General features: G+C 62.7%; 21 protein-coding genes. 13 read left to right on the top strand and 8 right to left on the bottom strand.

The features are described 5' to 3' along the window. Positions 1–513: 513 nt before the first annotated feature. Positions 514–1,458, bottom strand: coding sequence for an META domain-containing protein (locus R2855_09795; protein MEZ4531312.1), 945 nt, complete (start codon positions 1,456–1,458; stop codon positions 514–516). Between the two features lie 655 nt (positions 1,459–2,113). On the opposite strand from R2855_09795, the gene R2855_09790 reads away from it, so the two are divergent. The 3 genes from R2855_09790 to R2855_09780 all read left to right on the top strand — a co-directional run bounded on the left by R2855_09790 (position 2,114) and on the right by R2855_09780 (position 4,218). Then, positions 2,114–2,488, top strand: coding sequence for a glutamate--tRNA ligase family protein (locus R2855_09790; GenBank protein MEZ4531311.1), 375 nt, complete (start codon positions 2,114–2,116; stop codon positions 2,486–2,488). 237 nt (positions 2,489–2,725) lie between these two features. Then, positions 2,726–3,139, top strand: coding sequence for a glutamate--tRNA ligase family protein (locus tag R2855_09785; GenBank protein ID MEZ4531310.1), 414 nt, complete (start codon positions 2,726–2,728; stop codon positions 3,137–3,139). 842 nt (positions 3,140–3,981) lie between these two features. Then, positions 3,982–4,218, top strand: a complete 237-nt coding sequence (locus R2855_09780) for a hypothetical protein (protein MEZ4531309.1) — start codon at positions 3,982–3,984, stop codon at positions 4,216–4,218. Between the two features lie 349 nt (positions 4,219–4,567). Here the strand turns inward: R2855_09780 and R2855_09775 are convergent, their stop codons facing one another. Together R2855_09775 and R2855_09770 are read right to left on the bottom strand one after the other, a co-directional pair. Continuing rightward, positions 4,568–4,894 (bottom strand): hypothetical protein, encoded by a 327-nt coding sequence (locus tag R2855_09775; GenBank protein ID MEZ4531308.1) that lies wholly within the window; start codon positions 4,892–4,894, stop codon positions 4,568–4,570. A 932-nt stretch (positions 4,895–5,826) separates the two neighbouring features. Next, complete coding sequence (locus R2855_09770; protein ID MEZ4531307.1) at positions 5,827–6,267, bottom strand: amino acid permease; 441 nt, start codon at positions 6,265–6,267, stop codon at positions 5,827–5,829. A gap of 840 nt (positions 6,268–7,107) precedes the next feature. Between R2855_09770 and R2855_09765 the strand changes: the two genes are divergently transcribed. The 4 genes from R2855_09765 to R2855_09750 all read left to right on the top strand — a co-directional run bounded on the left by R2855_09765 (position 7,108) and on the right by R2855_09750 (position 12,576). Continuing rightward, the gene (locus R2855_09765; GenBank protein ID MEZ4531306.1) at positions 7,108–7,341 is read left to right on the top strand and encodes a hypothetical protein; all 234 of its coding nucleotides are present in this window, start codon (positions 7,108–7,110) and stop codon (positions 7,339–7,341) included. Between the two features lie 673 nt (positions 7,342–8,014). After that, positions 8,015–8,641: a hypothetical protein gene (locus tag R2855_09760; GenBank protein MEZ4531305.1), complete on the top strand. Its 627-nt coding sequence runs from the start codon at positions 8,015–8,017 to the stop codon at positions 8,639–8,641. Positions 8,642–11,307: 2,666 nt separating this feature from the next. Further along, positions 11,308–11,520 carry a hypothetical protein gene (locus tag R2855_09755; GenBank protein MEZ4531304.1) on the top strand — a complete coding sequence of 71 codons (213 nt, stop codon included), beginning with the start codon at positions 11,308–11,310 and terminating at the stop codon, positions 11,518–11,520. Positions 11,521–12,375: 855 nt separating this feature from the next. Further along, on the top strand, positions 12,376–12,576 hold the full coding sequence (locus R2855_09750) for a hypothetical protein (GenBank protein ID MEZ4531303.1): 201 nt from the start codon (positions 12,376–12,378) through the stop codon (positions 12,574–12,576). A 471-nt stretch (positions 12,577–13,047) separates the two neighbouring features. Here the strand turns inward: R2855_09750 and R2855_09745 are convergent, their stop codons facing one another. Beyond that, the gene (locus tag R2855_09745) at positions 13,048–13,311 is read right to left on the bottom strand and encodes a hypothetical protein (protein ID MEZ4531302.1); all 264 of its coding nucleotides are present in this window, start codon (positions 13,309–13,311) and stop codon (positions 13,048–13,050) included. On the opposite strand from R2855_09745, the gene R2855_09740 reads away from it, so the two are divergent. The 3 genes from R2855_09740 (at position 13,310) to R2855_09730 (ending at position 14,780) form a co-directional block, all read left to right on the top strand. After that, on the top strand, positions 13,310–13,624 hold the full coding sequence (locus R2855_09740) for a hypothetical protein (protein ID MEZ4531301.1): 315 nt from the start codon (positions 13,310–13,312) through the stop codon (positions 13,622–13,624). The two genes, R2855_09745 and R2855_09740, sit on opposite strands and share 2 nt — an antisense overlap. A 449-nt stretch (positions 13,625–14,073) precedes the next feature. Then, on the top strand, positions 14,074–14,310 hold the full coding sequence (locus R2855_09735; protein MEZ4531300.1) for a hypothetical protein: 237 nt from the start codon (positions 14,074–14,076) through the stop codon (positions 14,308–14,310). Between the two features lie 188 nt (positions 14,311–14,498). Continuing rightward, on the top strand, positions 14,499–14,780 hold the full coding sequence (locus R2855_09730; GenBank protein MEZ4531299.1) for a hypothetical protein: 282 nt from the start codon (positions 14,499–14,501) through the stop codon (positions 14,778–14,780). A gap of 46 nt (positions 14,781–14,826) precedes the next feature. Here the strand turns inward: R2855_09730 and R2855_09725 are convergent, their stop codons facing one another. Next, positions 14,827–15,144, bottom strand: coding sequence for a hypothetical protein (locus R2855_09725; protein ID MEZ4531298.1), 318 nt, complete (start codon positions 15,142–15,144; stop codon positions 14,827–14,829). A gap of 39 nt (positions 15,145–15,183) precedes the next feature. Here R2855_09725 and smc point away from each other — a divergent pair, with 39 nt between their 5' ends. After that, the gene (gene smc, locus R2855_09720; GenBank protein ID MEZ4531297.1) at positions 15,184–18,069 is read left to right on the top strand and encodes a chromosome segregation protein SMC; all 2,886 of its coding nucleotides are present in this window, start codon (positions 15,184–15,186) and stop codon (positions 18,067–18,069) included. Positions 18,070–18,198: 129 nt separating this feature from the next. Here smc and R2855_09715 read toward each other — a convergent pair whose 3' ends face one another. Together R2855_09715 and R2855_09710 are read right to left on the bottom strand one after the other, a co-directional pair. Beyond that, positions 18,199–18,375 carry a YtxH domain-containing protein gene (locus R2855_09715; GenBank protein ID MEZ4531296.1) on the bottom strand — a complete coding sequence of 59 codons (177 nt, stop codon included), beginning with the start codon at positions 18,373–18,375 and terminating at the stop codon, positions 18,199–18,201. Next, positions 18,372–18,608, bottom strand: a complete 237-nt coding sequence (locus R2855_09710; protein MEZ4531295.1) for a YtxH domain-containing protein — start codon at positions 18,606–18,608, stop codon at positions 18,372–18,374. Before R2855_09710 ends, R2855_09715 begins: the two co-directional genes overlap by 4 nt. A 173-nt stretch (positions 18,609–18,781) precedes the next feature. Between R2855_09710 and R2855_09705 the strand changes: the two genes are divergently transcribed. Beyond that, a complete protein-coding gene (locus tag R2855_09705; GenBank protein ID MEZ4531294.1) occupies positions 18,782–19,906 on the top strand; it encodes a LuxR C-terminal-related transcriptional regulator in 1,125 nt (374 codons plus the stop codon). Between the two features lie 58 nt (positions 19,907–19,964). Here R2855_09705 and R2855_09700 read toward each other — a convergent pair whose 3' ends face one another. After that, a complete protein-coding gene (locus tag R2855_09700; GenBank protein ID MEZ4531293.1) occupies positions 19,965–20,873 on the bottom strand; it encodes a hypothetical protein in 909 nt (302 codons plus the stop codon). 190 nt (positions 20,874–21,063) lie between these two features. On the opposite strand from R2855_09700, the gene R2855_09695 reads away from it, so the two are divergent. Then, the gene (locus R2855_09695) at positions 21,064–22,188 is read left to right on the top strand and encodes a mandelate racemase/muconate lactonizing enzyme family protein (GenBank protein MEZ4531292.1); all 1,125 of its coding nucleotides are present in this window, start codon (positions 21,064–21,066) and stop codon (positions 22,186–22,188) included. Positions 22,189–22,192: the final 4 nt, after the last annotated feature.

Genomic DNA, 22,192 nt, shown 5'->3' with positions numbered 1-22,192 from the left:
TCGGCAGCGGGGAATAGACCACGGCATAGCCAGTCGCCCCGGCGTGCCAAAGACCGCTGCTTCCAGCTCATCCATGGTCTTGGCAAGCTCCGGTGCCGAAGAGCGGTTTCCGCAACAGCGCAAGATTCACGAACGGCTGGCCGGCCGGTATCGACTGCCAGAAAGGATCGGTAGCAACGATTTGGCGCCGTGTGCACCGCCGAGGAGCTGCTGAAACGCGCTTTGGAACGCAAGAACTGTCGGAGAATGGTGTCGTGCGGAAGGGGCGTCGGCTTTCCCATCCGGTGAGCGGACCCAGGAAGCACTGGTGGATTCGGACATCGAGGCGGCTCCTGTCGATGCTGCTGACGTGACGAGTTGCGCTTGCCAACATCCTAGCGTGTTCTGCTGTAATTGAGAGCGGGCGTACGGTCGAAGCGGGCCGCGCCGGAGGAATCTATGCGCATTCGTTGTTGGTTGATGACGTTGACTGTGCTTGCCGCGCTGTTGGCTGTCCCATGGGCAGGAGCACACCTACCGTTGCCGTTCTCGACCCTGCAACACCCTAAACCCGCTCACGCCTGCGGACTTGCAGCGCATCGAGGACGCCGAGCTTCGACCGTTTCCAACGATACAATCACGGGAAACATCACGTTGCCTGATGGCGAGGAGCTCTTTCTTCCTGGAACGGAAGTCGAGAAGGATCCTCGGGCGATTGCCTGCGTCAACACCGGTGAGCCGCCGAAGGCGCTGGCCGCCTACCGATACCTGGATTGCAGCGTTCTTGCTCCAATGGACTCGACGATGAGTTGATCGCCGGGTTGCAGGTCGATCGATCGCTGCAACCCGAGAACTATCTCCAGATCCAGTTCTTCGGCGCGATGCAGTTGCCCGGCGATGGCCGGGTACATCGTGGTCGTGGGCGAAGATCTGACCGGACGGCGCCAAGCCCGAGGCCACGCGCTCTTCATCACGCGTTCCGAAGTGCCGGGACGATTCCTGATCGACGAAGTGGTTCCAATCGAAGTCCAGGGGAACGCGGGCGGCCAGAACGCCGCCCACGCTCAAGGTCGATACGATTTGGCGCCGTCGGCTAGTCGAGAACCGGGCTCGTAGATACCGATACCAGCGTCCATCGGCATCGCCAGCGCCAGCTTGCCATCGCGGATCACAAAGCTGGTGACCTGGGGCGAGATTCAGGGCATACGCCGTGTCCTGGGAATCGTCGCCACAGTGCATGCGCGTGGTTGCCAGCATCATGGTGATCTGGCTGCCATCGGTGGTGTAGCTGCCGAACGCGCGTGGTTGCAATGATCTGCCCAACAACGGAGCCGTCCGGTGAAAAGCGAGGTAGTAGTCCTCCGGATTGTTCGGCGTGACGACCGTGTCATCGCTCATCTGGGTTTCAGACCACTGCCACACGACACCGGTGACCGCGGCATCGAAGGTCAGATTCGTTCCATCAGCCGTGGTCAGCACCAGCATATCGCTCGCGCCGCTCTGGCTTCCCAACTGGTGGCCTGATGTCAGCGCGCGTCGATGAATCCCGCCGCCCCGGCCACCGTCCGGGCAGGAGCATGAGCGGTGGTCCCGAGCGGGCCGAGCGCGTCACGCTGGAGCCATCCATTTCATAGCTGCCGAAGCCACCATTGCAATCCGCGCGGAAACTGAAGCCGCCGTCCGGAAGGAACTGCACCCAATATTCGCTTCCCAGCGTGATCGCATCTGCCCGGGTGTGCCGGAACTGACCGTGGGCAGGAAGTCGTTCGACTCCCACACGATCGGCGGACTCCACCGGCTGCCGCGGGCGATGCGACCGGCGATGCATCTTGCGCCATCGCGCCACCGAATGTGCTCACCGCGGCCATCAGGGCCAACCCGAGCGTTGCAACCAATCGTTTCATGCAATGAACCCCTTGTGTCACCTATCCAGTTTCGAGAGCGCGGGCATCTGCCGTGTCTCCGCGCTCATCTGATAGAACGCCAGAACGGATCGACGGTTCTCTCCAGTATGACGGGTTCGCATCCGCGCGGCAGCTTGGCTCAGAACGTTCCGCTCGTGCGGTCGCTACAATTCGCGATTGTGTTTGTTCGGACCGGACGATCTGTTCGGCTGCCCTGTTCTCGAGGCCCCATGACCAATCCGACCATTGCCATCGACCGCCTCGTTCGCGTGCGCTACGCCTCCCACCCGACCGGCTTGTCGGCGGCGTGCCTGCACCACACTCTTCAATTGCCTTCGCCAAGGTTACGCAGAGCGGCCTTTGCCTATGGAACCATGATCCTCCGTATCGAGGATACCGATCGCAACCGGCTGGTCGAGGGCGCCACCGAAGGCATTCTGGAAATCCTGCACTGGTTCGGCGCGTCGATTGGGACGAAGGCCTCGATGTCGGCGGCCCACACGGACCCTATGTACAGAGCGAGCGGTTGGCGCTCACCAGCAGGGCTACGCAGAAGATCGATTCGGGAAACGCGGTATCGGTGCTTTCCAGCACGGAGCGACTGAACAGCTGCGCGACGTGAGCAACGCGAGAGCGCTTCCGCCTGGGCACACGATCGCCATTGCCGCCACCTTTCCCAGGCGGAGATCGACGAGAACCGCCGCGGGCGCGATCTTGCTGTCCGCTTTGCCGCGCGAGCACCACCCAGGTCTACGACCTGATCCGGCGAATCGGGATCTTTCAGACCGTCAACTGGAAGACCTGGGGTGCTGCTCAAGTCCGACGGCTAATCGACCTATCACCTGGCCAACGTCATCGACGATCATGACATGGAGATCACCCACATCATGCGCGGCGAGGAGTGGATTCCGACCGCGCCCGTGCACATTCGCCTCTATGCCGCCTTTGGGTGGGACCCGCCGGCGATCGCGCACATGCCGCTGATCCTGGCGCCTGGCGGCGGCAAGCTGTCGAAACGGCATGGCTCGACCGCCATGGAGGAGTTCCGCTCCCAGGGATATCTGCCCGAAGCGCTGATGAACTACCTGGCGCTGCTCGGTTGGAGTCTCGACGGCACGACCGAGATTTTCTCGCGGGACGAACTGCTCGAGAAATGGTCGCTGGAGCGAGTCAGCCCGTCACCTGCGACGCGTTCGACTATGACAAGCTCCAAGGCTGGTTCAACCAGCAGTACATCAACCATGTTCTCGATCTGACGATCTGACCGCGCGGGTCGTTCCATTCCCTCATCGAGGCCGGGTGACCGACACCGCGCTCGATCCGGCCAGCGGCGAGTATGCCCGGTGCGCGAGGTGACCGGTTGCGCTGGCGACCGTGCTGTTGAGCGACGCGGCCAGAACTCATGTCGTTCTTCGTCAGGGATGAAACCTGACCCCTACGGACCCTGCGCTGCTGATTCCCAAGAAGACCGATGCCGCGCAGGCGCTGGCCGCGTTGCGGGATCGCTGGCGGTGTTCGACGCTGGCACGGTAACGGACGAAGCTGCCATCGAATCGTCGCTCCGCAAGGCGCGTTGGCCGACCAGCTTGGGCTCAAGGCCGGGCAGCTCTTCATGCCGATCCGCGTTGCGAAGGTCACCGGCACCGAATCGCCAGGACTGTTCGAGACATTGCGTCATCGGCGATGATCGTTGCTCGCAGGCGCGCTATCGCTGCCCTCGAAGCAAGCCAGGCCCTGGAAATGGAGGCGTTGGTGAATCGACGTGCATTCTTGCTGGCGCACTGACCGTTGGATTTGCTTCGCGCATGACTGTGGCGGTGGCGTGCTTACCGCCAGTCGCCACTCCAAGCGGATGGCGCGCATGCGGGAATGGCTGGCGGATCCCGCCTGGCTTGCCGCCCATCTCGGTGAGTCGCTGGCGAGTCATTGCGTTGCTCCACCGGACGAGTTCGAGCAGGGCACATTCCGGGCGCGGTGCAGGTCGATTGGCCTGACCTCGCATTGACCGAATCCTGCGCGAATCGACGATTGGCGCGACCAGATGGAAATGCTCGTGACGAAACTCGATCGAGCGTTCCGGACACGGTGGTCATCTACGATGGCGGAACGATCTACGCCTCGACTTTGGTGGATTCTGTATCAGTTGGGCCATGCGGACATCCGCATCCTGAACGGCGGTCTGCCTGCCTGGACGGCGTTTGGTGGAGGAAACTGGGAGACTGGCGCCACGACGCCAACTGCCGCGCCAGGCCTTACGTCGGGCAGCCAAATGACGCGGCGATTGCCACGGTCGATCAAGTGGTTGCCGCCCTCGACGACCCTGACACTGTGCTAATCGATGCTCGGAACGGACAAGTACGCCGCGGAACTGACCGGCGCGGTCCTCTTTCCCTTTACCGATGTTGTCGTGGACAAGCAACCACCTCTATGGAAACCGGCCGAGGAGTTGCGCGCCGCGTTTGCGGCGCTCGACGTTACGCCGGACAAGCGCGTAATTCCGTATTGCTCGACCGGTGTTCGCTCCGCCGCGCTGTATTTCACGCTGCGCCTCATCGGATACGAGGAGGTCGCTCTTCTTCGGGTCCTACGCCGAGTGGACCGCCGACCCGACACGTCCTGTGGAGCAAGGCGCGGGAAGCTAGCTCTCGGGACGAGGGAGCGGGAACGTCCACTGACCCAACGGGTCACTCTACCACCGCAACATCGCTATCGAGATGGTATGGCACGCTGGTGACGACCGTGCCAGGGCGGAAGAGGAGCGCGGCTTTCAAGCGCAGCGCCGTCTGATTGTCCAGGATGTGCTCCCAGAGGTGATGAGCCACAAACTCCGGCAAGACCGTGATGGTGTCTCCCGGGCGTTGCCGTTCGACTTCGTCCAGATAGCTCATGAGTGGACCGATCAGCGCACGATAGGGCGATTCGATCAAGGATGAGCGGAATATCGGTGCGATCTGTTCCCACTTCTTCTTCTGGAACTCGTCCAGTTCCTCGCTGTTGTCGCTGACATGCACCGCCGTCACGTTGTCCGAGATCGAACGGGCGTAGGCAGAGTGTTTGCCGCGCCACGCGGTTGAGCTGTGAAACTGGCACGATAACGGTGTGGTGGATGTCCAGCCGGATCAACGGAGTGGAAACGGCGAGCTCGGCCGCAGCCCGGTTGTAGTGCTTGTGGATCCCCCGCATCAGCAGAATGAGCATGGGGATGATGATGCAGATAATCGAAACCCGTGGGTGAACTTCGTGAAGACAACGATCACGGCCACGATACCGGTGACGGTTGCTCCGACCATGTTCACAGCCAGACCCATTTGCCAGCCTGGCTCCTTCTTGCGCACCCAGCGGACGCACATACCTGTTTGTGAAATCGTGAAGGAGTGAGGAAGACGCCGAGCGCATAGAGCGGAATCAACCGCTCGGTTTCGCCGCCGAAGATCGAGAGCACCAGACTCGCCATCAGGCCATACCGATGCCGGTGGTGTACGCCAGGCGGTCGCCACGATATATGTGTACTGGCGCGGATGTACGAATCGCGCGCCAGGAAGTACGCCAACCGGGAAAGTCGGAATAGGCCGTGTTTGCCAGCACCAGAACTGCCATCGGTGAACTGAAGATAGTGGTACGCGGCGTTCGTGCCTTGGCACCGAAGACCTGCCGGAGCAATCTGGGAAACGACCGTTTGCAGTTCGGTTCGGCTTTGGATCTGGGAGCTGGCACCGCGCCATATTGATGGGCCAGAAACGTGATGTGCGGCAGCTGCGATCGCCAAATGGCGATCATGACGGTCAGGGTCTTTGCGTGCGTTGACATATTCGGGTTTGCGGAAGGCGGGCGACCCTGGTCCGAGATGGCTCTACGCCAGTCAGCGCGGCGCTCCCGGAGGCGAATGCGCGCAACAGTACCAATGCGCCCACAGCGCCTTGAAGCCCAGCGCCTTCGGCTTCCGTCAGGACGGGGTCGTGTACGGGAACCCCGCCGCGGCGTTCCGCACGAACCCGATGCCGAGCATGGCAAAGATGCCCAAGAGGAAGAGATACGTAGGAATCGAGAAGATGGTGCCCGATTCGCTCAGGCCGCGCAGATTCACCGTCGTGACGAACAGGATCAGCAGGACACCAATCAGCACCTGATGCTCGTTGAGTTCGGGCAGCGCGGAGGACATGGCTGCGACTGTGGCCGCGATGCTCACGGCAACGGTGAGGACGTAGTCCGTGAGCAGTGCCGCTCCCGCCGTGAGCGATGGAAGCTCGCCCAGGTTGTCCTTCGCGACGATGCATGCGCCGCCGCCTTGTGGATATGCCTTGATCGTCTGTCGGCACGAGATGCCCACGACGATCAGCAACGCGACGATGGCCGCGCCGATGGGAAGACTCTTCGAGAGCGCCATAGCAAGCCACCGGCGACGAAAAGCACGCGCAGGATTTCTCGGTGGCGTAGGCGACGGACGAGAGCGCGTCCGACGAGGACGGCCAGTGCTGGCATTGACAGCCGCTGCGCCTCTACCGAGGCGGTCGTCATCGGCGCGCTGATCAGGACGCGCTTGATGCGACGCCAGCCGCGCACCCACCGGGCCGCGCGCTTCGGGACGCACCCTCGGTGGCGACCAGGTGCCCTGGACCTGCTCGGATCGAAATCTTCCCGTCTTCGCCGGACGACGCGCACATAACGGTCGCCGATGTGGGAGCCGAGCACCTGTTGTTTGCCGCGAAATCGCCCTGGAGGCGCGATTCTGGCTTGCGGAACGCCGGTTCTGGCCGGTACGATCCGCAGGAAGGTTCAACCCGGCTGGTTCTCGTCCGGGATTCCCTGAGGGCGACTGTCGCTTTGGTTTGTAGACGGTTAAGGGTCTCTGGGTGGCTGCTTGCCGTCCGTGGCGTCGGAACCCGCCGGTGATGAGTTGGGGAAAGTCGGATCGGCGCCCGACGGCATAGTTCGTTCCTTCGGCGCGCGGATAATGAAGCGTTCAGCTTCGGCGCCGGTGCGGAATGATAGGGGATAGCCCGGCTGGACGTGGTATGCTCGGGATGCCCTGCGCGATTTACTCCCGTTCGCGGCCCGCCACGCCCGGCCTCTGGCACTCCCGGACTGCGTTGCGAAACGATCCGCGCGCTGCGGCGTTCATACAAAGAGAGGTCGGTTTCCCGGTTGCAGCCGGGTTACTGAATGGACGGCACGCGAGCTGGCGCTAGCTCGACTTCCCCTCGACCAAACCCCCGGGAGGTTCCATATGAGGCTGGTTGCGTTCGGACAAGCGCGCATGCTTCGATTGCTCATTGTGCTGGTGGCCGTGCCGGCGACGCTGCCATCAAGCACGAACGCCCCTCCCGCGTCTGCGCAAGGCACCGCCACCATCGAAATCACCAATACCGACGCCGGTGACCGACTTCCTGCGCCCTTCACCTGTTTCCAGGTCACGGCAAGTGACAGCGGCGTGATCTACGGCCCTTTGAAACCGACCTGAACGGCTATGTCGCCTTTTCCGTTGACGTCGACCCGCAAGGCAGCAGCTTCACGGTGATCGAAGAAACTCCGCCTGCCTGCGCCACCGTCCCTGAACCGCAAACTACCGATCCACTTGGCTGGCGAGACGGTCTCGCTCTCCTTCAGCACGCAGGACAATCCAGATCAGGGCTCGGGGCCATTGCGCTCTACGCCATGTCCTGCCCCGACGGATTCACTGGCCCGGCTGATGACTACGGTCCCTGGCGGACGGCTGTAATCTCTGGCGTCGATGACGGCACTGGTTTCACGATCACCTCGATCGCTACTGGCCAATCGTGGAATCCTGTCGCCAGCATATGGCATCCTTGACGCGCCCCGGTGGTCGGGTTGCGCTACTGGGGATCACACCATTCAACAAGACGACAACGCCGCATCGTCGGTGTTCTGCCCGTGTACGACACCGCCAACTACCCGACCAGCCCGGAACCGTCGTCGGTCGTTCCAATAACACTGTCGAATGGCGTCGGGACGATTTCGCTCAACGGAAACCGCGTTTCAGGTGATTTCTTCACCGCGCCGGGCGGCCCTGTCCAAGCGGAGCCGACTATGGAAGCGGTGGAACCCGTACACTTCGACCCTGGATATCCATTGCCGAGTGTCCCGCCGGGTATGTGCCGGCTTCGAGACGATCTATGACGATTGCCATGGCAATGGCGTGGTGGGCATCCGGTCCAGCTCAGCTCGACCAACGGATTCAGCGGCACGATTGCAACGTCGCTGCCGGTCTTGCCAGACCAGGCGTCGCCAGCTTCACCAGCTTGGCGAACGGGGCCTACACTGTCGGCGCTAGTCTTGCCGATCGCCCATCGATCAGCGCCTATTGCTCCGACGATGCTTTCGTCGAGGTTCCTTCCGCGTTCGATGACGCGACCGGCACGCTGGCGCTCGATCTGACTGGCGGCTGTGTGGTGACGTGCGATTGGTACGTCACGCCGATTCCCGTAGAGCCGGCGTACTCGACGACGCTTCCATCGAAGTCCACACGCTCTTCTGCCTGCCCGGTTCCAATCTCGACGCGCTTCCATGACACCTGCCACGGTGACGGGATCGGAGGATCGCGGTGCAGATCCGGTCCGAAGGCGGTCTTGCCGGCGAAGGGCAACAGTGGTGCCCCAGGTTCCTGGCCCCGGGGTGATCGATTTTTCAGACCTGGCCGCGGGGAAGCTGGCCTGATCGTGGAGGCGTTCTATTCGCCGGTGGCCGATCTGTCGAGCGCTGCGGTGGTGGCTCCGGTTGCTCGATGGCCGGATTCTGGATGAACCCGCCCGGTGAGTTTGCAAGACAACGTCATTGCCTACGTCGAGCTTGCCGCGGGATGGGCATCGTCTGCGATTGGTACGTCGTTCCACAACCGATGCGTCCACCACGTTGCAGGTCACCAGCTACCAGTGCGCGTTCAACATGGTCGCGGACGAAACGGACTCCGAGAAACGCGTTCCTGAACGCCTGCGTGCCCAGCACCGGACGACACAATTATCGCCTGACGCTTACCGGCGTGGAGAGCGTGACCCCACGACAGGATCTACCGGGGTTGGGACTGTGCTCTTCGAGTCGTTGCCGAGCAATACCTACGGTCTCGTCTCCAGCATTCCGGACACTTCAACGATGCCTACGTCTTTTGCGGTGTCGAAGGTGGCGAGCTGTTCTACGCCGGTCACAACAGCGTGCAGCTTGCCATCGATGCGAATCAGCTCCTCGTACCTCTGTCAGTGGTTCAACGTTCTCTACAATGCCAGTGGGTATTCGACACCTCACGGTGACGAACTACCTTTGCCCCCGGAACGACAACCAACTACACCGCTCGTTGCGGCAACGCTCCCTTGGCGGGGCGACCGTGCTGGTCGATCGCAACGGTTGGGACGAACTGGATGCGTTGACCGATGCGCAGGGATTCGCGTTCGAAGGGCTGATTCCGGGAACCTACACGATCACCACCCTTCCTCCTCCGGGACCAATGTGGCTGTCTACGTCGTTTCCTTCGCGTAGCCGGGGGACAAGCCTTCGCTTTCGCCTATCAGGACCAGCAGAGTATGAGCGTCGCTCGAGTTGCCGGTGGCGTCGATGTCGATTGCGCTCTGTACAACATTCCCCAGGGTCCCCGACGGTAACGCCCGACCAGAACTCCGGCTCGATCACGGTGCACAAGTTCTCTGCCAGGGCAAATCGATCTCCCAATACAACTGGGAAACAGACTGCGTGGCGGAATCCGCGCCGGTCGGGCTCGCTGGCGACGTGCAGCGTCCGGAGCGCCGATCGTGTGGGATCGACCAACGCCAGCGGCGTACCGACCTTTACCCATTCGCCAATGGCGCGTACAACCTGGACGAAACGACCGGTGACTGGTGTCATGCCGAAGCGGACCGTCGATTCGGCTGGCAATGTACTGGTCCAGAGCGGTGGCGAGAACCACGTCTACATTTACAACTGTTCGTTGCAGAGCGTCGACAATTTGCCCAGCACCGGGACAGGGCAGACAGGCGTTGCTTCGCGCGTGCCGTTCGACGACAAGGCGTGGCAACTGCTCTTTGCCGCGATTGCGACATTGGGTATTGCGCTGGTCGTGCGGCATGGGCTGCATCAGGCGGCTGTTCAGCACAGAGAGGCCACGGACGACGCAGCCAGATCACGCAGGGACGAGCCTGCGTTGACCGGCCTGGCTGGTCGCAGGCGGACGCGGGCAGCAGAGCCGTTTCGATGGGCCGGTTCAGTCGAGAATGCGAATGCGAGCTGGATCATCCCAGCTCGTTTCTTTTCGGTTGGGGAACTGAGCCCTGGCTGCAGACGATCGGTGACCTCCGAAGAGTGGGTTCGCCGCAGATGGTGTGGTACTCGAGGATTCTGACCGGAAATCCGGTGTTGTAACAACTGCGCCTCGGCGTAAAGCGCGCATGCGGCTATTGCGCGGCCAGAACGTACATGCCAAGCAATACGCAATGTGGCGGAAAACATTGCAAAGGTCATTTCGCTGCAGGTAGATGGTTGATGGTGGCTGAGTCGCCGGTAATTCGGTAACCAATATCGAATTTTCGGATTTGCATAACTGCTGTACCGCGTAGAGCCTGCCAGCGCGCAGCAAGCCGAGAATTTGCCACTGGTCCGTACCAGTGGCTGAGAGCAGCATACCGCCTCCTGCGTGATTTTCCGGAATGACGCGGGGTGGCCGGACCGGCCTGCTTGTGCCGCGTGGCTGGAAGTTGCAAATTGAACGACTGCCGGGAAGCATGTGTATGGAAGACGCCGAAACTCACATTCACAAGAGTCATCTCTCTTGTTCGTTCATTGCGCTCGCGGCTCCCGCCGCTGGGCCGGTGATCACGAGGACGGGCCGGCAGCACGAGCGATGCTCGCTCAGGACACGCAGGATCGCGATGGGGACACGATCGTCGACAAGGACGATCTCTGTCCCGACGACGCGTCCAATCAATGCGAAGCTGCGCTGGCGAGTCAGCAAACGGCAAACTCGCAGATTCCAGGTTCAGGAAGACGAGCCCCAGGTGATCGATTCCGATGGAGACGGCATTGCCGACGAAGATCGACGGAATGCCCCAACGATCCGACCAATCAGTGCACTGTGCCGGGCTCCGCCGGCCCGATTACCGATGGCGACAGGTGCTGACGATATCTTCGAATGCCTCAATGATCCGACGAATCAGTGCAACGTGCCGCCTCACCGGTCGACTCCGATGCAGACGGGATAGCCGACATCGATGACAACTGCCCGGCCGTGGCAAATCCGGACCAGGCCGATTCGAACAGCAATGGCGCTGGCGACGCCTGCGATACTCCGGATCCGACAGCTGTTCCAAACGATTCCGACCACCGACTCTGTTCCGGACGATATCGACAACTGCCCCAATATCTCGAATATCGACCAGGCCGACTCCGATGGGGACGGTGTGGGCGATCTCTGTTCAGAAGAGCCGCAGTGGGCACGTCGACCTCGGGCGATCTGAATACGACGACGCCAACCGCCACCTCCACCCCGACTCCGGATGAGATCGTGCAGGCCGACACTGCGCCGCCGCCGGCGGGCTCCGTGCAGATCGGATGCGCAGTGAGCCTGTCGGATCCGGACAGTCGCCGCGTCTCCGCACTCGTGCAACCGGCGGCCGGATGGACGGTCGATCGCATCAGGTAACCGTCTATGCGCTCGACAACGTGACTGTGGTCGATACCGTCCTCATGACCGCGCCTCCGCCCATTCCATTGCCCTATTCGCAGGCCTGGGGATATGGCGCGTATGGCGGCATCGAGGTGTCGGCTCGCTATGTGGCTAACGATGGCACCACACCGAGCGTGACCTTCTATCTGCGAGGCACCTGTGCTCGGAGCCGACCGCGACGCCAACCGCCTCGGCTACCAGGACGGCTACCAGCACGCCGACGAATACCCGCACGGCAACGCGCACGGCAACTGCCACGCCGACGGCGTCGAACACACGGACCTGCGCCGACCCCGTCGATTACCAATACGCCGACGGCCTCCAATACCAGGACAGCGACTCGAACGAGGACCGCGACGAGACCATCACGCCGACCCGTCGATCACGCAGACGCGCACCATCACGCCGACCCCGTCGATTACGAACACCCCGACCCCATCGCGCACGCATACCGCGACACGCACCGGGACGGCAACGCGCGCACCATCGCATAGACGCGGTTGATTACGCTGACACGCACCATCACGCCGACCCCGTCGATCACGCAGACGCGCACGCGCTTACGCCGACCCCGTCGATTACAAACACCCCGACCCCATCGCGCACGCATACCGCGACGCGCACCGCGACGCGGCAACGCGCACCATCACGCCGACTCGATTACGAATACCCGACCCCCTCGAACACACGGACCGCCACCGCGACGGCAACGTCGACCGCGACAACGCCGACCAAGACCTTTACGCCAACGGTGACGCCGACGCCGCATCACTGCCAGATGGCACCCTGGAAATCTTCTGCGGCACTGATGTCGGTGGGTTCAACTACAACGTGATCGCGCAGGTGGTTGGGTCGACAAGCGCGCCAGACATCTATGTGACCAAGCTCACCTTCGACGGTAACTACGAGTACTCGTTCCTGAACGATACATACCTGTATCAGTTCAGCGGACCGTACGAGACCGTTTGGGCGCTAACATACTACGACAACCAGGGTCAAATTTTCGGCACCGCCAGGGCTGCTCATCTGTAACGCGACACCGGGTCCGACCTGGACGCCGACGAACACGCCAACGGTGACGAATACGCCGTCTCCGACAAGTACACCTTCGAACACGCCGACGAATACACGGCCGACGAATACGCCGACCAACACGCCGACCAACACGCCGGACGAATACGTTCCGACCAACACGCCGTTGACGAATACGCCGACGAATCGCGCACGGCCACCAAGACACCGGTCGTTCACAAGTCGCCGACTCCGTGGAAGACCCACACACCGGGTCCGCGACCGACAGGTACGGTCTCGCCAACGTTGCCAGGCACCGGTTCTGGAGGTGGCATGTTCGGCGGAACCAGCGCTGCTCCTCGTCATCCTCACCAGTGCGATCGCGCTCTTCGGACTGCACCTCCGCAAGATGCCGAAGCGCCGGAACTAACCGGCCACAGCATGACCTTCGAGAAGGGCCGTTCCGACTATCGGGACTATTTTCGTTTACTTCTAGCGCGCGGGTTCGATGTGGCGTCGTGGAATGTGTTGCGCAGCGGTTGGCTGCTGGCCGTCAATTGAATCGAGGAAAACGAGAACGAGTGGAGATGGAGACTTGGTTGCCAGTCGGCGCTCGATATCTGTGAGCAGCGCGGCACTGGCATCCCAGAGCGCCTGTGTATCGATTCCCATGCAGGCCGGCAGGAATCGTCCGAGCTTGTCCAGCCCATCCGTGAGCAAGAGGGCGGGCGCCACGAAGGTTGCCATTACTGGCATGGTGGAACCCCACACCGATCTGCAAGATACCCTGGTAGAGATCGTCGCGGATGGGGCCGGTCTCCGCGTGCCACTCGTGCTCGATCTCTTCATGGCACTCGTAATAGAGACCCTCGTTGAAGAGCCGAATACCCTCAGCACTCCCGGCGGGGGCTGGATGCGCAGGAAGCGAGTACACGTCGATCTGGGCGATGAGCGGATCGAGCAGCGCATGACTCGCGCCACGCTTTTTGTGCGGGATCTGGCTGCAAGGCCGACTCCAGAATCAAAGGACCGTCGAACCCGGCTCCCTCACCGCGCGCAGGATTGCTGACCAGGGTAGCGTGCCATCACCCGGCAGGAGATTGCCCGGGACGTTTACCGTCCTCATCGATGTCCCGCAGGTGAACGTCGAAGAGCCGTCCCTGCCATCTGACGCAGCAGCAGCATCGGTTTTGCATGACTGGCAGCCGCGGGTGCGGATCGAATGCAACCACGGACGGCGGCAACCGCGGACCGATTTCGATGAAGTCGCGCACCGTCGAGAGCACACAGGCTCGGCATTTTCCAGCGCCAACCGCAATCCGGCTGACTGACAGCGCCGGTCGAGCTCGAACACCACCTCCAGCATCGGCTCGACCCCGGATTCAGTGGTCCTCTCGCGGATCGGACCCTGCCAGACGATCGTCACTGCGCACCAAGCGTCACTGCGCCGTCGATATAGCTGTGTCGGGGGTGCGCCGAGGCGTCTGATACGACTGCTGGCTCGGGATCGAACGGAAGATGCATATCGGGTTCGAGATGGAGCGCCACGATCTCCACACCGGCGTCGCGGGCCGCCTGCCTGTAGGCGCGAAACGCAGCGTCCGTGTATTGCCACTGGTAGAGCATGACTTCAGCGTGGGTGAAGCCGAGCGCGCCGATCTCTGCCAGCGCCGCGGCGGCCACGAGCTGTGGATAAAACTGGAATTCGTGGAACAGCCAATGAACATCCGGCTCATCCTGCCCATTCCGCCGTGACCGCAACCCAGCCGCGCAGACCCGAGTTTGGCCAACGTGACCCCGTGTCGCCGAGGCGATTCGTGGAGGTTGCCGCAAAATGCTACACATTGTGACGCACAGGCAATGGATGTACCATCGCCTCTTCGACTGTTCGACCTGCTGACCCGTACCCGAGCGCCCTGGAAGATGACAAGTAGACGAAGGCATTGCCGCGCCTCACTCGGCCTGATATTGAACGGGTTCAAGAGCTTCGCCAACCGCACATCGACATTTCTTTCGAACCTGATCACCGCGGTCATCGACCAAACGGCAGCGGGAAGTCGAATATTTCGGACGGTGTTCGCTGGGTGCTGGCGAGCAAAGTCACTCGCTGGTTGCGCAGCAAGAAGACCGAAGATATCTTCGCCGTGGGCAATGGACGCGCTCCGGGTGGATTCGCTGAAGTCACGGTGACATTCGACAGCACTGGCTGGTTGCCGATCGAGTGAGTTCAGAAGTTACCGTCACGCGCCGCTCGTTGCGCTCAGGCGAGAATCAGTTTCTCATTAACGGCCAGGTGTCCGGCTGAAAGACATCCATCAACTCACTGCATCGCTCGGGCAGTCCTATACCGTCGTTGGCCAGGGCTCCTACCATGCGGCAAGCCCAGCCAGCGAGCCGGAAGAATGGCGCGGGCTCTTCGAGCATGCGGCCGATTTGGCTGGTCTTCAGATGAAAGCCAACGAGGCAGAGCGCAACCTCAACGATGCCCGAAACAACGCCGACCGCATCGTCGACCTGCTGGCCGAGGTCGAGCCCCGCTTGCGCACTCTGAGCGCAGCGAAACAGGCGCGTGAATGGCAAGGCGTCCATGACCGCTGAAATCGACGGAGCGAGCGCAATTTCCAGGGCCTGCTGATCGAGATCGGAGAGCGCCTGGAGCGTGCCGAAACGGCTACCCAGATGGAGTCGACTCGTCTGGACACGGCACAAGCGAACGTCGATACCGCGCTCGAGCAGCTCGAAGATGCCCGCGAGTGCGCCCGTGTGGCCCAGGCCGCTTTCTCGCGCCAGAGCGCGCACCTACGATCTGTCTCCGAGCAAGCCCAGCAACTCGCGCATGAGCGCGACCTGGCCGCAGAGCGGATCGCCGCTATCGATCGACGCCGGGAGGACCTGATCGAGGGCCAGCGCAATCTCGAAGAACGCGCCGCTGAGATCGAGCAAGAGATCATCGCGGTCCAGGAAGTCCTCGACGCGCTCACCGCGACCGGCGCCGAAACGCAATCGACAATTCCGGAGCTCGAGCGAGAGGTCCAGAAAGCCCGTGAGGGGCGTGAAGCGCGCGAGCGGCAGCGGCAACAACTCGCCAGGGCGTTGGCGGATCTCGAGCAGCGTGTCGCCGACTGTGATCGTGCGCTGCAGATTGGCGCCGAACGCCTCGAATCACTCTCCGCGGAGCGCGAACGTTACGAAGTCCAGTCGAGCGAACAAGGCGAACGGCTGGCGCAACTTCGTGCCGAATTGGCATCAGTCGAAGCGGAAAGCCAGCTGGCGGCCGCAGAGCTGGAGAGCTTCCGGCAGGCCCATACCGCGTTGGCCGAACGTGTCGCTGCCGCCCAGAGTGCCGAGCAAGCAGCGCGAGCGCTCCTTTCACAGTTGCAGGAGCAACGGGGACAGGCCCGTGCCCAGCTGGATGCGCTCAAGCGGATCCAGGAGAGCGGCGCTGGTCTTTATGCCGGTGTGCGTGAGGTCCTGACCGCTGCGCAAGCAGGCAAGCTCTCCGGCATCGAGGGAACTGTCGCCGAACTGATCGATCTCCCGGCCCGCTACGAAACTGCGGTCGAGGTCGCGCTCGGGGCCCACCTGCAGGACATCGTCGTAGCCCGCTGGGCCGATGCCGAGACGGCGATTGGGCATCTCAAAGCCAAGCGGGCGGGACGCGCCACGTTTCAGCCACTCGATACCCTACGGGCGAATACGACCAACCGGCCGCGTGATCTCGACGGGCTGCCTGGGGTTCATGGCGTTGCCGCTGACCTGGTTTCGGTCTCTCCGGCGCATCGGATCGTTGCCGACGCGTTGCTGGGCCGCACGGTCGTGGTCGAGGATCTGCCAGCCGCGCGCGCTGTGCTGGGACGGCTTCCCGGCGGGTGGAGCACGGTCACCCTGGCAGGGGAGATTGCGCGATCGGGCGGATCGGTCACCGGCGGATCGGCGGTGCGCGAGAACGGCATGCTCACGCGCGAGCGCGAGCTACGTGAGCTACCAGAAACCATTCGTACCGTAGAGCAGCAGATCACCGAAGCTCGCCAGACCCTCGAATCGGCCACTGCCGCGCTTGCTGAGGCACAGACCGAATCCCGTGAGACGGATCGCAACCGCATGGCGCTCGAAGCGCGAATCCGGGAGTTGGGCGCACGACAACACCGGCTGGGTGGTTGGGTTCAGGAGCACGAAACTCGGCAAGGGAGCGAGGCGTCTCGTCACGGCGAATCGTCGTCCCGCATTGCCGCGCTCGAATCCGCCCGCGACGCCAGCGAGCAGGAGCGCCGGGCGCTCGAACCGGCATTGGAACAGGCACGGCAAGGCTATCAGCGCACCGTCGATGAATTGGAGCGCGATGCCAGCCGGTTGCGGGAACTCGAGCAACGGCTTGCAGCCGCGCTTCAGGAGCGCGCGGTGCTCGACGAGCGCTTCCGCGCCGAGCGGCGCCAACTGGCATCGCTGCTCGCACAACAGGCCACCCTGTCCGAGCAACTGACCCAACGGCTCGAACGGTCTTCGTCGTTCGATGGCGAGCGGGCCGAGATCGCTCGCCAGCTAACGCAGCTCGAGGCGGATGCTGCCGCCGGCGAAGCCGAGCGGACGCGCCTCCTGGCGGAGCAGACACCGGCCGAACAAGCGCAGCGTGATGCAGTCGCCCGAGTCGCGGAGCTCGAGCAAGCGCTGGAGAGCGCGCGGCAGCGATTCATGCAGATCGACCGTGAGCGTGGCAGCGCCACTGTGGTGTTGGAACGGGTCCGGGGGGAGATGGCGACGGTGCGCCAGCGCATCATCGACGATCTCGAACTCGAGGAGCCAGCGGAGTTGCTGGACGAGCCGGTGGATGAGCTCGACATCGACATGATCGAGGCCGAGCGCGAGATTGGCCGATTGAAGGAACGCTTGCGCCGGGTTGGCTATATCGGCGACGAGGCTGTGCAGGAGTTCGAGCGCGAATCGGAGCGTCACGCGTTCCTCACCGCGCAACTGGACGATGTGCTGACCGCCTCGGCCTCGTTGCGTGAGTTGCTGGACGATCTGCGCAGCACCATGCAGCAGCGGTTCGAGGAAACATTCACCCGTGTGGCCGAGGAGTTTTCGGCCGCGTTCACCACGCTCTTTGGTGGCGGCTCCGCCCGGCTCGTGCTGATCGACAACGACGATGGCGGTCCGGCCGGAGTCGATATCGTCGCCCAACCTCCGGGCAAACGGCTGCAATCGCTCGCATTGCTTTCTGGCGGCGAGCGCGCTCTGACCGCGGCCGCGTTGCTGTTCGCCATCCTGAGAGTCAACCCGTCGCCCTTCGTCCTGCTGGACGAGGTCGACGCCGCGCTGGACGAAGCCAACGTCGTTCGCTTTCGCGAGCGGCTGCAGGAGCTGGCCGCGGAAACTCAGGCGATCATCATCACGCACAACCGCGGCACGATCGAAGTCGCCGATTCGCTTTATGGGGTGAGCATGCGCGAAGACGGTGTTTCCACCGTTCTCTCCATGCGCATGGCTTCAGAAATGGCCGGCCGAACGGCGGACTAGCGAGGGCAGTCAGTCGTCAGTTGCTGGTCGTCAGTAGTCAGTAGTCAGCGGGCGGTTGTGGGTTGCTGGCGCGGGAGTATCTTGCGGCGCCGGGCTCGGTCTGGCGAATGTCGACTGTAGGCGAATGGCTCAGGATTGTCGGCTGTCCGCGGCTTTCCAGATGCTGCCGACGATGGAAAAAACCATATCCTTGATCGGTCCGAGGAGTTTCGCCCGGGTTTCCTTGCCGCTACCTGGCGCGAAGAGAATGCCAATCACCATTCCCCAGAAGAAGTACTTCAGTCCAACGCGCGTCTTGCCGATCATGATCCAGCCTCGCCGTTCCAGTCTGCCGGGTTGCCCACCGTTGCATACCACTCAGGTGGCAACGGCCGCTCTTGTTCGGGGCGCCAAACTTCCATGCCCGTCAGGCGAAAGAGCGAATCCTCGACTGCTTCCTCGATGCGCGCGCGGGTTGCCTTGCCCGAACGCGGAGCGGTCCAGATGCCATAGGCCGCGCCGGCGGCTATGCCGATCACCGCTCCCTTCCAAAACGCCATGCCCAGCTATCCTCTCGTGCAGGATCAAGTTCTTCGGGTTGCAAGTCTAGCAAACGCCACATTTCACCGGGTTGGACGGGCTTCTCGCGGTATGCTGATCAGGTTGGCGCCGATGCCACCATCGACCGATTGCATTCCCGCCCGCTCGCGGCCGACCTGGACCCTATCTCCGTATGCCACGACTCAGCAAGGACCATCTGCAGGCGCTCGCTGCGGTGCGCGCCATCGCCGCGCGGCCGCTCATGCCCGAACGTCTCGCGCGCGAGGTGCTGATTCCGCTGAAAGACGCAATCGGTTGGGACGGCTACCGGCTGTTCGGGGTCGACTCCGGCACCCTGCTCATCAATCGGCTGCTCTCGGCCAGTGACAACGACCGCGCCGCTCGGCGGGAATGGCTGGAGGAGGTCTACCTCGATGAGCGAACGCTGCCCTATCTTCGCTTGCCGGAAATCTTGCGGGCGCGCCTGAAAGCGGCGGCCTACCAACCGCGGCAGGAACACTCGTGGGGGTATCCCGCGGCCATGCTGGAAGGGGTCGATCCCCGATATCACTGGACGTACTACTTCGAGTCAGAGAGCCCGGTCGGTGGCACGCTCCATGCAGCGTTCGAATCGGGTGGCCGGCAGCTTGCCGTGCTGCAGGCGTATCGACGCGATCCCAATCGCTCCTTTCGTCCGAAGGATGTCTCGCTGATGCAGGCGGCGTCGCCGGTGATTGGGCAAGCGCTCGGATCCGCCTTCGCTCGAGAGCAGGCATTCGCCGCAGCGAGCGAATCGCCGGCCAGCGGCATCATCTTTCTGACATCAGACCATTCCATTTCCTTTGCGACTCCCGCTGGCCGCGAGTGGTTGCGCCATCTCGGATCGAGGGAGCTGGATGAACTGCTCCCGACCGCGCTCTGGTCGGCCACCAAGGGACTGGCCGAGCAGCAAGGTCCGGCGCTGCGTGTGCGGACCATGTCTGCGATCGGACCCGTGACGATCGAAGCGTCGGAAGGAGGGGACGGCGCGACCGCCATTGTCGTCATGCCCGAGCGTCCAGAGGCCGCGCTGGAGCCGCCCGAACACTGGGGGTTGACTCCCCAGCAGAACCAGATTGCGCTCCAGATCATCAGTGGCGCCAGCAACCGCGAGACTGCCGAGCGGCTTTTCCTGAGCGAGCACACGGTCGAATGGCACCTGCGGCAGATCTATCGTGCCCTCAATCTGTCGTCCCGCACCCAGCTCCAGGCGCGGTTTTTCCGCGATGTCGGTCTGGCGAGATTCCAGGATCCCGATCCGCCGGAAGGTCAGGAATGACCGCGCGCGGGATCGGACGAACCGAACCCGCGCGACGGCAGAGGAGTGGGGGAAGAAGTTATTCGACGGTAAAGCTCGCAACCATGCCCAGGAGAAGTGCGGGCATCTGGGTTTCCGGGTCGATCACCCAGCTGGTTGCGGTGTAGGTCCCTGGCTCCAGATCGAGCTCGAGGTAGGTCCCATATCCCGGTGAAGCCACCGCGGTGTATCCGACCCAGACCATCGACAAGAAGTCAGGTGACGGCGTGCCGGACTGCATGTCCGCGAAGAAGGCCGCAAAGTCGTCCGGCGTGAACGCGCGCGGTGTCTTGAAGAGCACCATCTGCCGCGGTTGCTCACCGCTGTTGGTCACGTGCCAGATCTGGGGCCCGGTTGCGACGGTTTCGGACGACATGCCGAACGCCACATCCTGCAGTTCGAGTGTGACATCGACCGGGATGTCGGTCGCTGCTGCAGAAGTCGCCTCGTGCACGGTAAACGGTGTGAGGGTCATCACCTCTTCCGCGCCGGCATCGGCCGAATCCGGCATATACGACGCGGCAAGTTGCCACTCACCGGGTGTCAGGTCGACGATGAACTCGACCGACTCTCCGCCGAAGGCGTACGAGCCGCCGCCATAGACCCATCCCTCGCTCGGCACGTCGTCCCGCGCCATCAGGAGGGCTTGTTCGGTTGCCGTGGCCTCGTCGAGACCGGCCGGGACCTGCATGAAGTCGAGATAGACGGCCACGCCTTCCTCACTGCTGAGGATGACGTGCAGCTTCCCGGCATCGGCTTCGGTCGCAGAGAAGGTGAAGCCTTCGAAGCTGCCGGACGCTTCCAGGGTGGGGAGACCGTAGGCGCCGATCTCGGTGTTCGAGAATGCAGGCTGAACCTGCTCGATCTGCGCGGAGGCCAAACGCAGTCCTGGACCGAACGCGATCAGGCCAAGAAGCAGCGCCCCGAGGAGCGAAAGTACCCGTTTCATTGCTGGAACACCCTTTCATCGATTAAGGCAGATCCAGCCAGGTGCTTCTTAGTCCCGGCCGGCGCCCCTGCTTATCCACGATGCGGCATCCGCGCATCGAACGATGCCAACCGTACGCGGCCGCCTTCCCCCAGCGCACCACGGAAATCCGGGGTTTTCCGGTACTGTTCCGTGCGAAGGAGATGTGTGCATGCGCATTCGCGAAATCGACGTTCTTGGTCTGATCGGAGCCACCCCGGAGGGTGGCTGGAGCAACGAGCTGAAGCCGGAAGATTCGGTGCATACCCTGATCGTGGTGCGCACTGACGAGGGGATCGATGGCGTCGGCGGGGCGTTTACCAATGCCGACCTGGTGCGTGCCGCCATTCAGGTCATGGAACCGTTGTGGCGGGGCGAATCGGCGATCGAGCCAGAACGGGTGAGTGAGAAACTGCACCAGAACACGTTCTGGCTCGGGCGTGGCGGTTCCCTGACCCATGCCATCAGCGCCATCGATATCGCGCTCTGGGACATCTTCGGGAAAGCCACGGGCCAACCCGTGGGGCGCTTGCTTGGAGGGCGCCACCGCGATCGGGTAAAACCGTACGCGTCGGTGCTCATGGATCATCCGGCGCCGCTGCGCGAACTGATGAGCCGCTTGCGGGACGAAGGGTACAAGGCGGTCAAGATGGGCTGGGGTCCGTTCGGTCGCGTGAGCCATGCGCTCGACGAAGAGATCGTGCGCGCTGCCCGGGAAGCGCTTGGGCCGGATGTCGATCTCATGGTGGATGCCGGCGCCAGCGACGCCTTCTGGCCAAACGGCTATGCGTGGGCGCTTCGCACCTCAAAAATGCTGGCCGACTACGACGTCGTCTGGTTCGAGGAGGCGCTTCGTCCCGATGCGCTGGAGGATTTCGTGGCGTTGCGTCGCCACTCCGCCGTTCCCATCAGCGGAGGCGAGGTGCTGACACGGCGGCAGACGTTCGTTCCCTGGCTTTCAGCAGGCGCGTTCGATATCGTGCAGCCGGATGTCTGCAAGGTTGGCGGGATCAGCGAAGAGCGCCGTATCGCCTGGTACGCAGAGGAGTTCGGCGTCAAGATGATCCCGCATGGCTGGAACACCGCGGTTGGGTTGGCGGCCGATCTCCAGCTCGCCTCTGCCATCCCCGGCACCGACCGGGTCGAGTACTTGCAGGGCTCACCGTACATCGACGCAATCATCACCACACCCTGGCGACTCGATGCCGAAGGGTATCTGCCGATTCCCGAAAAACCGGGACTGGGCATCGACATCGATTGGGAGGTGTTGCCGAAGTATTGCGATCGCCCGCTGTAGCCGA

This window comes from Thermomicrobiales bacterium, from assembly GCA_041390825.1.
Taxonomy (GTDB): domain Bacteria; phylum Chloroflexota; class Chloroflexia; order Thermomicrobiales; family UBA6265; genus JAMLHN01.
Note: the sequence above shows the minus strand (reverse complement) of the source record. Positions and strands in the feature narration are given on the sequence as shown.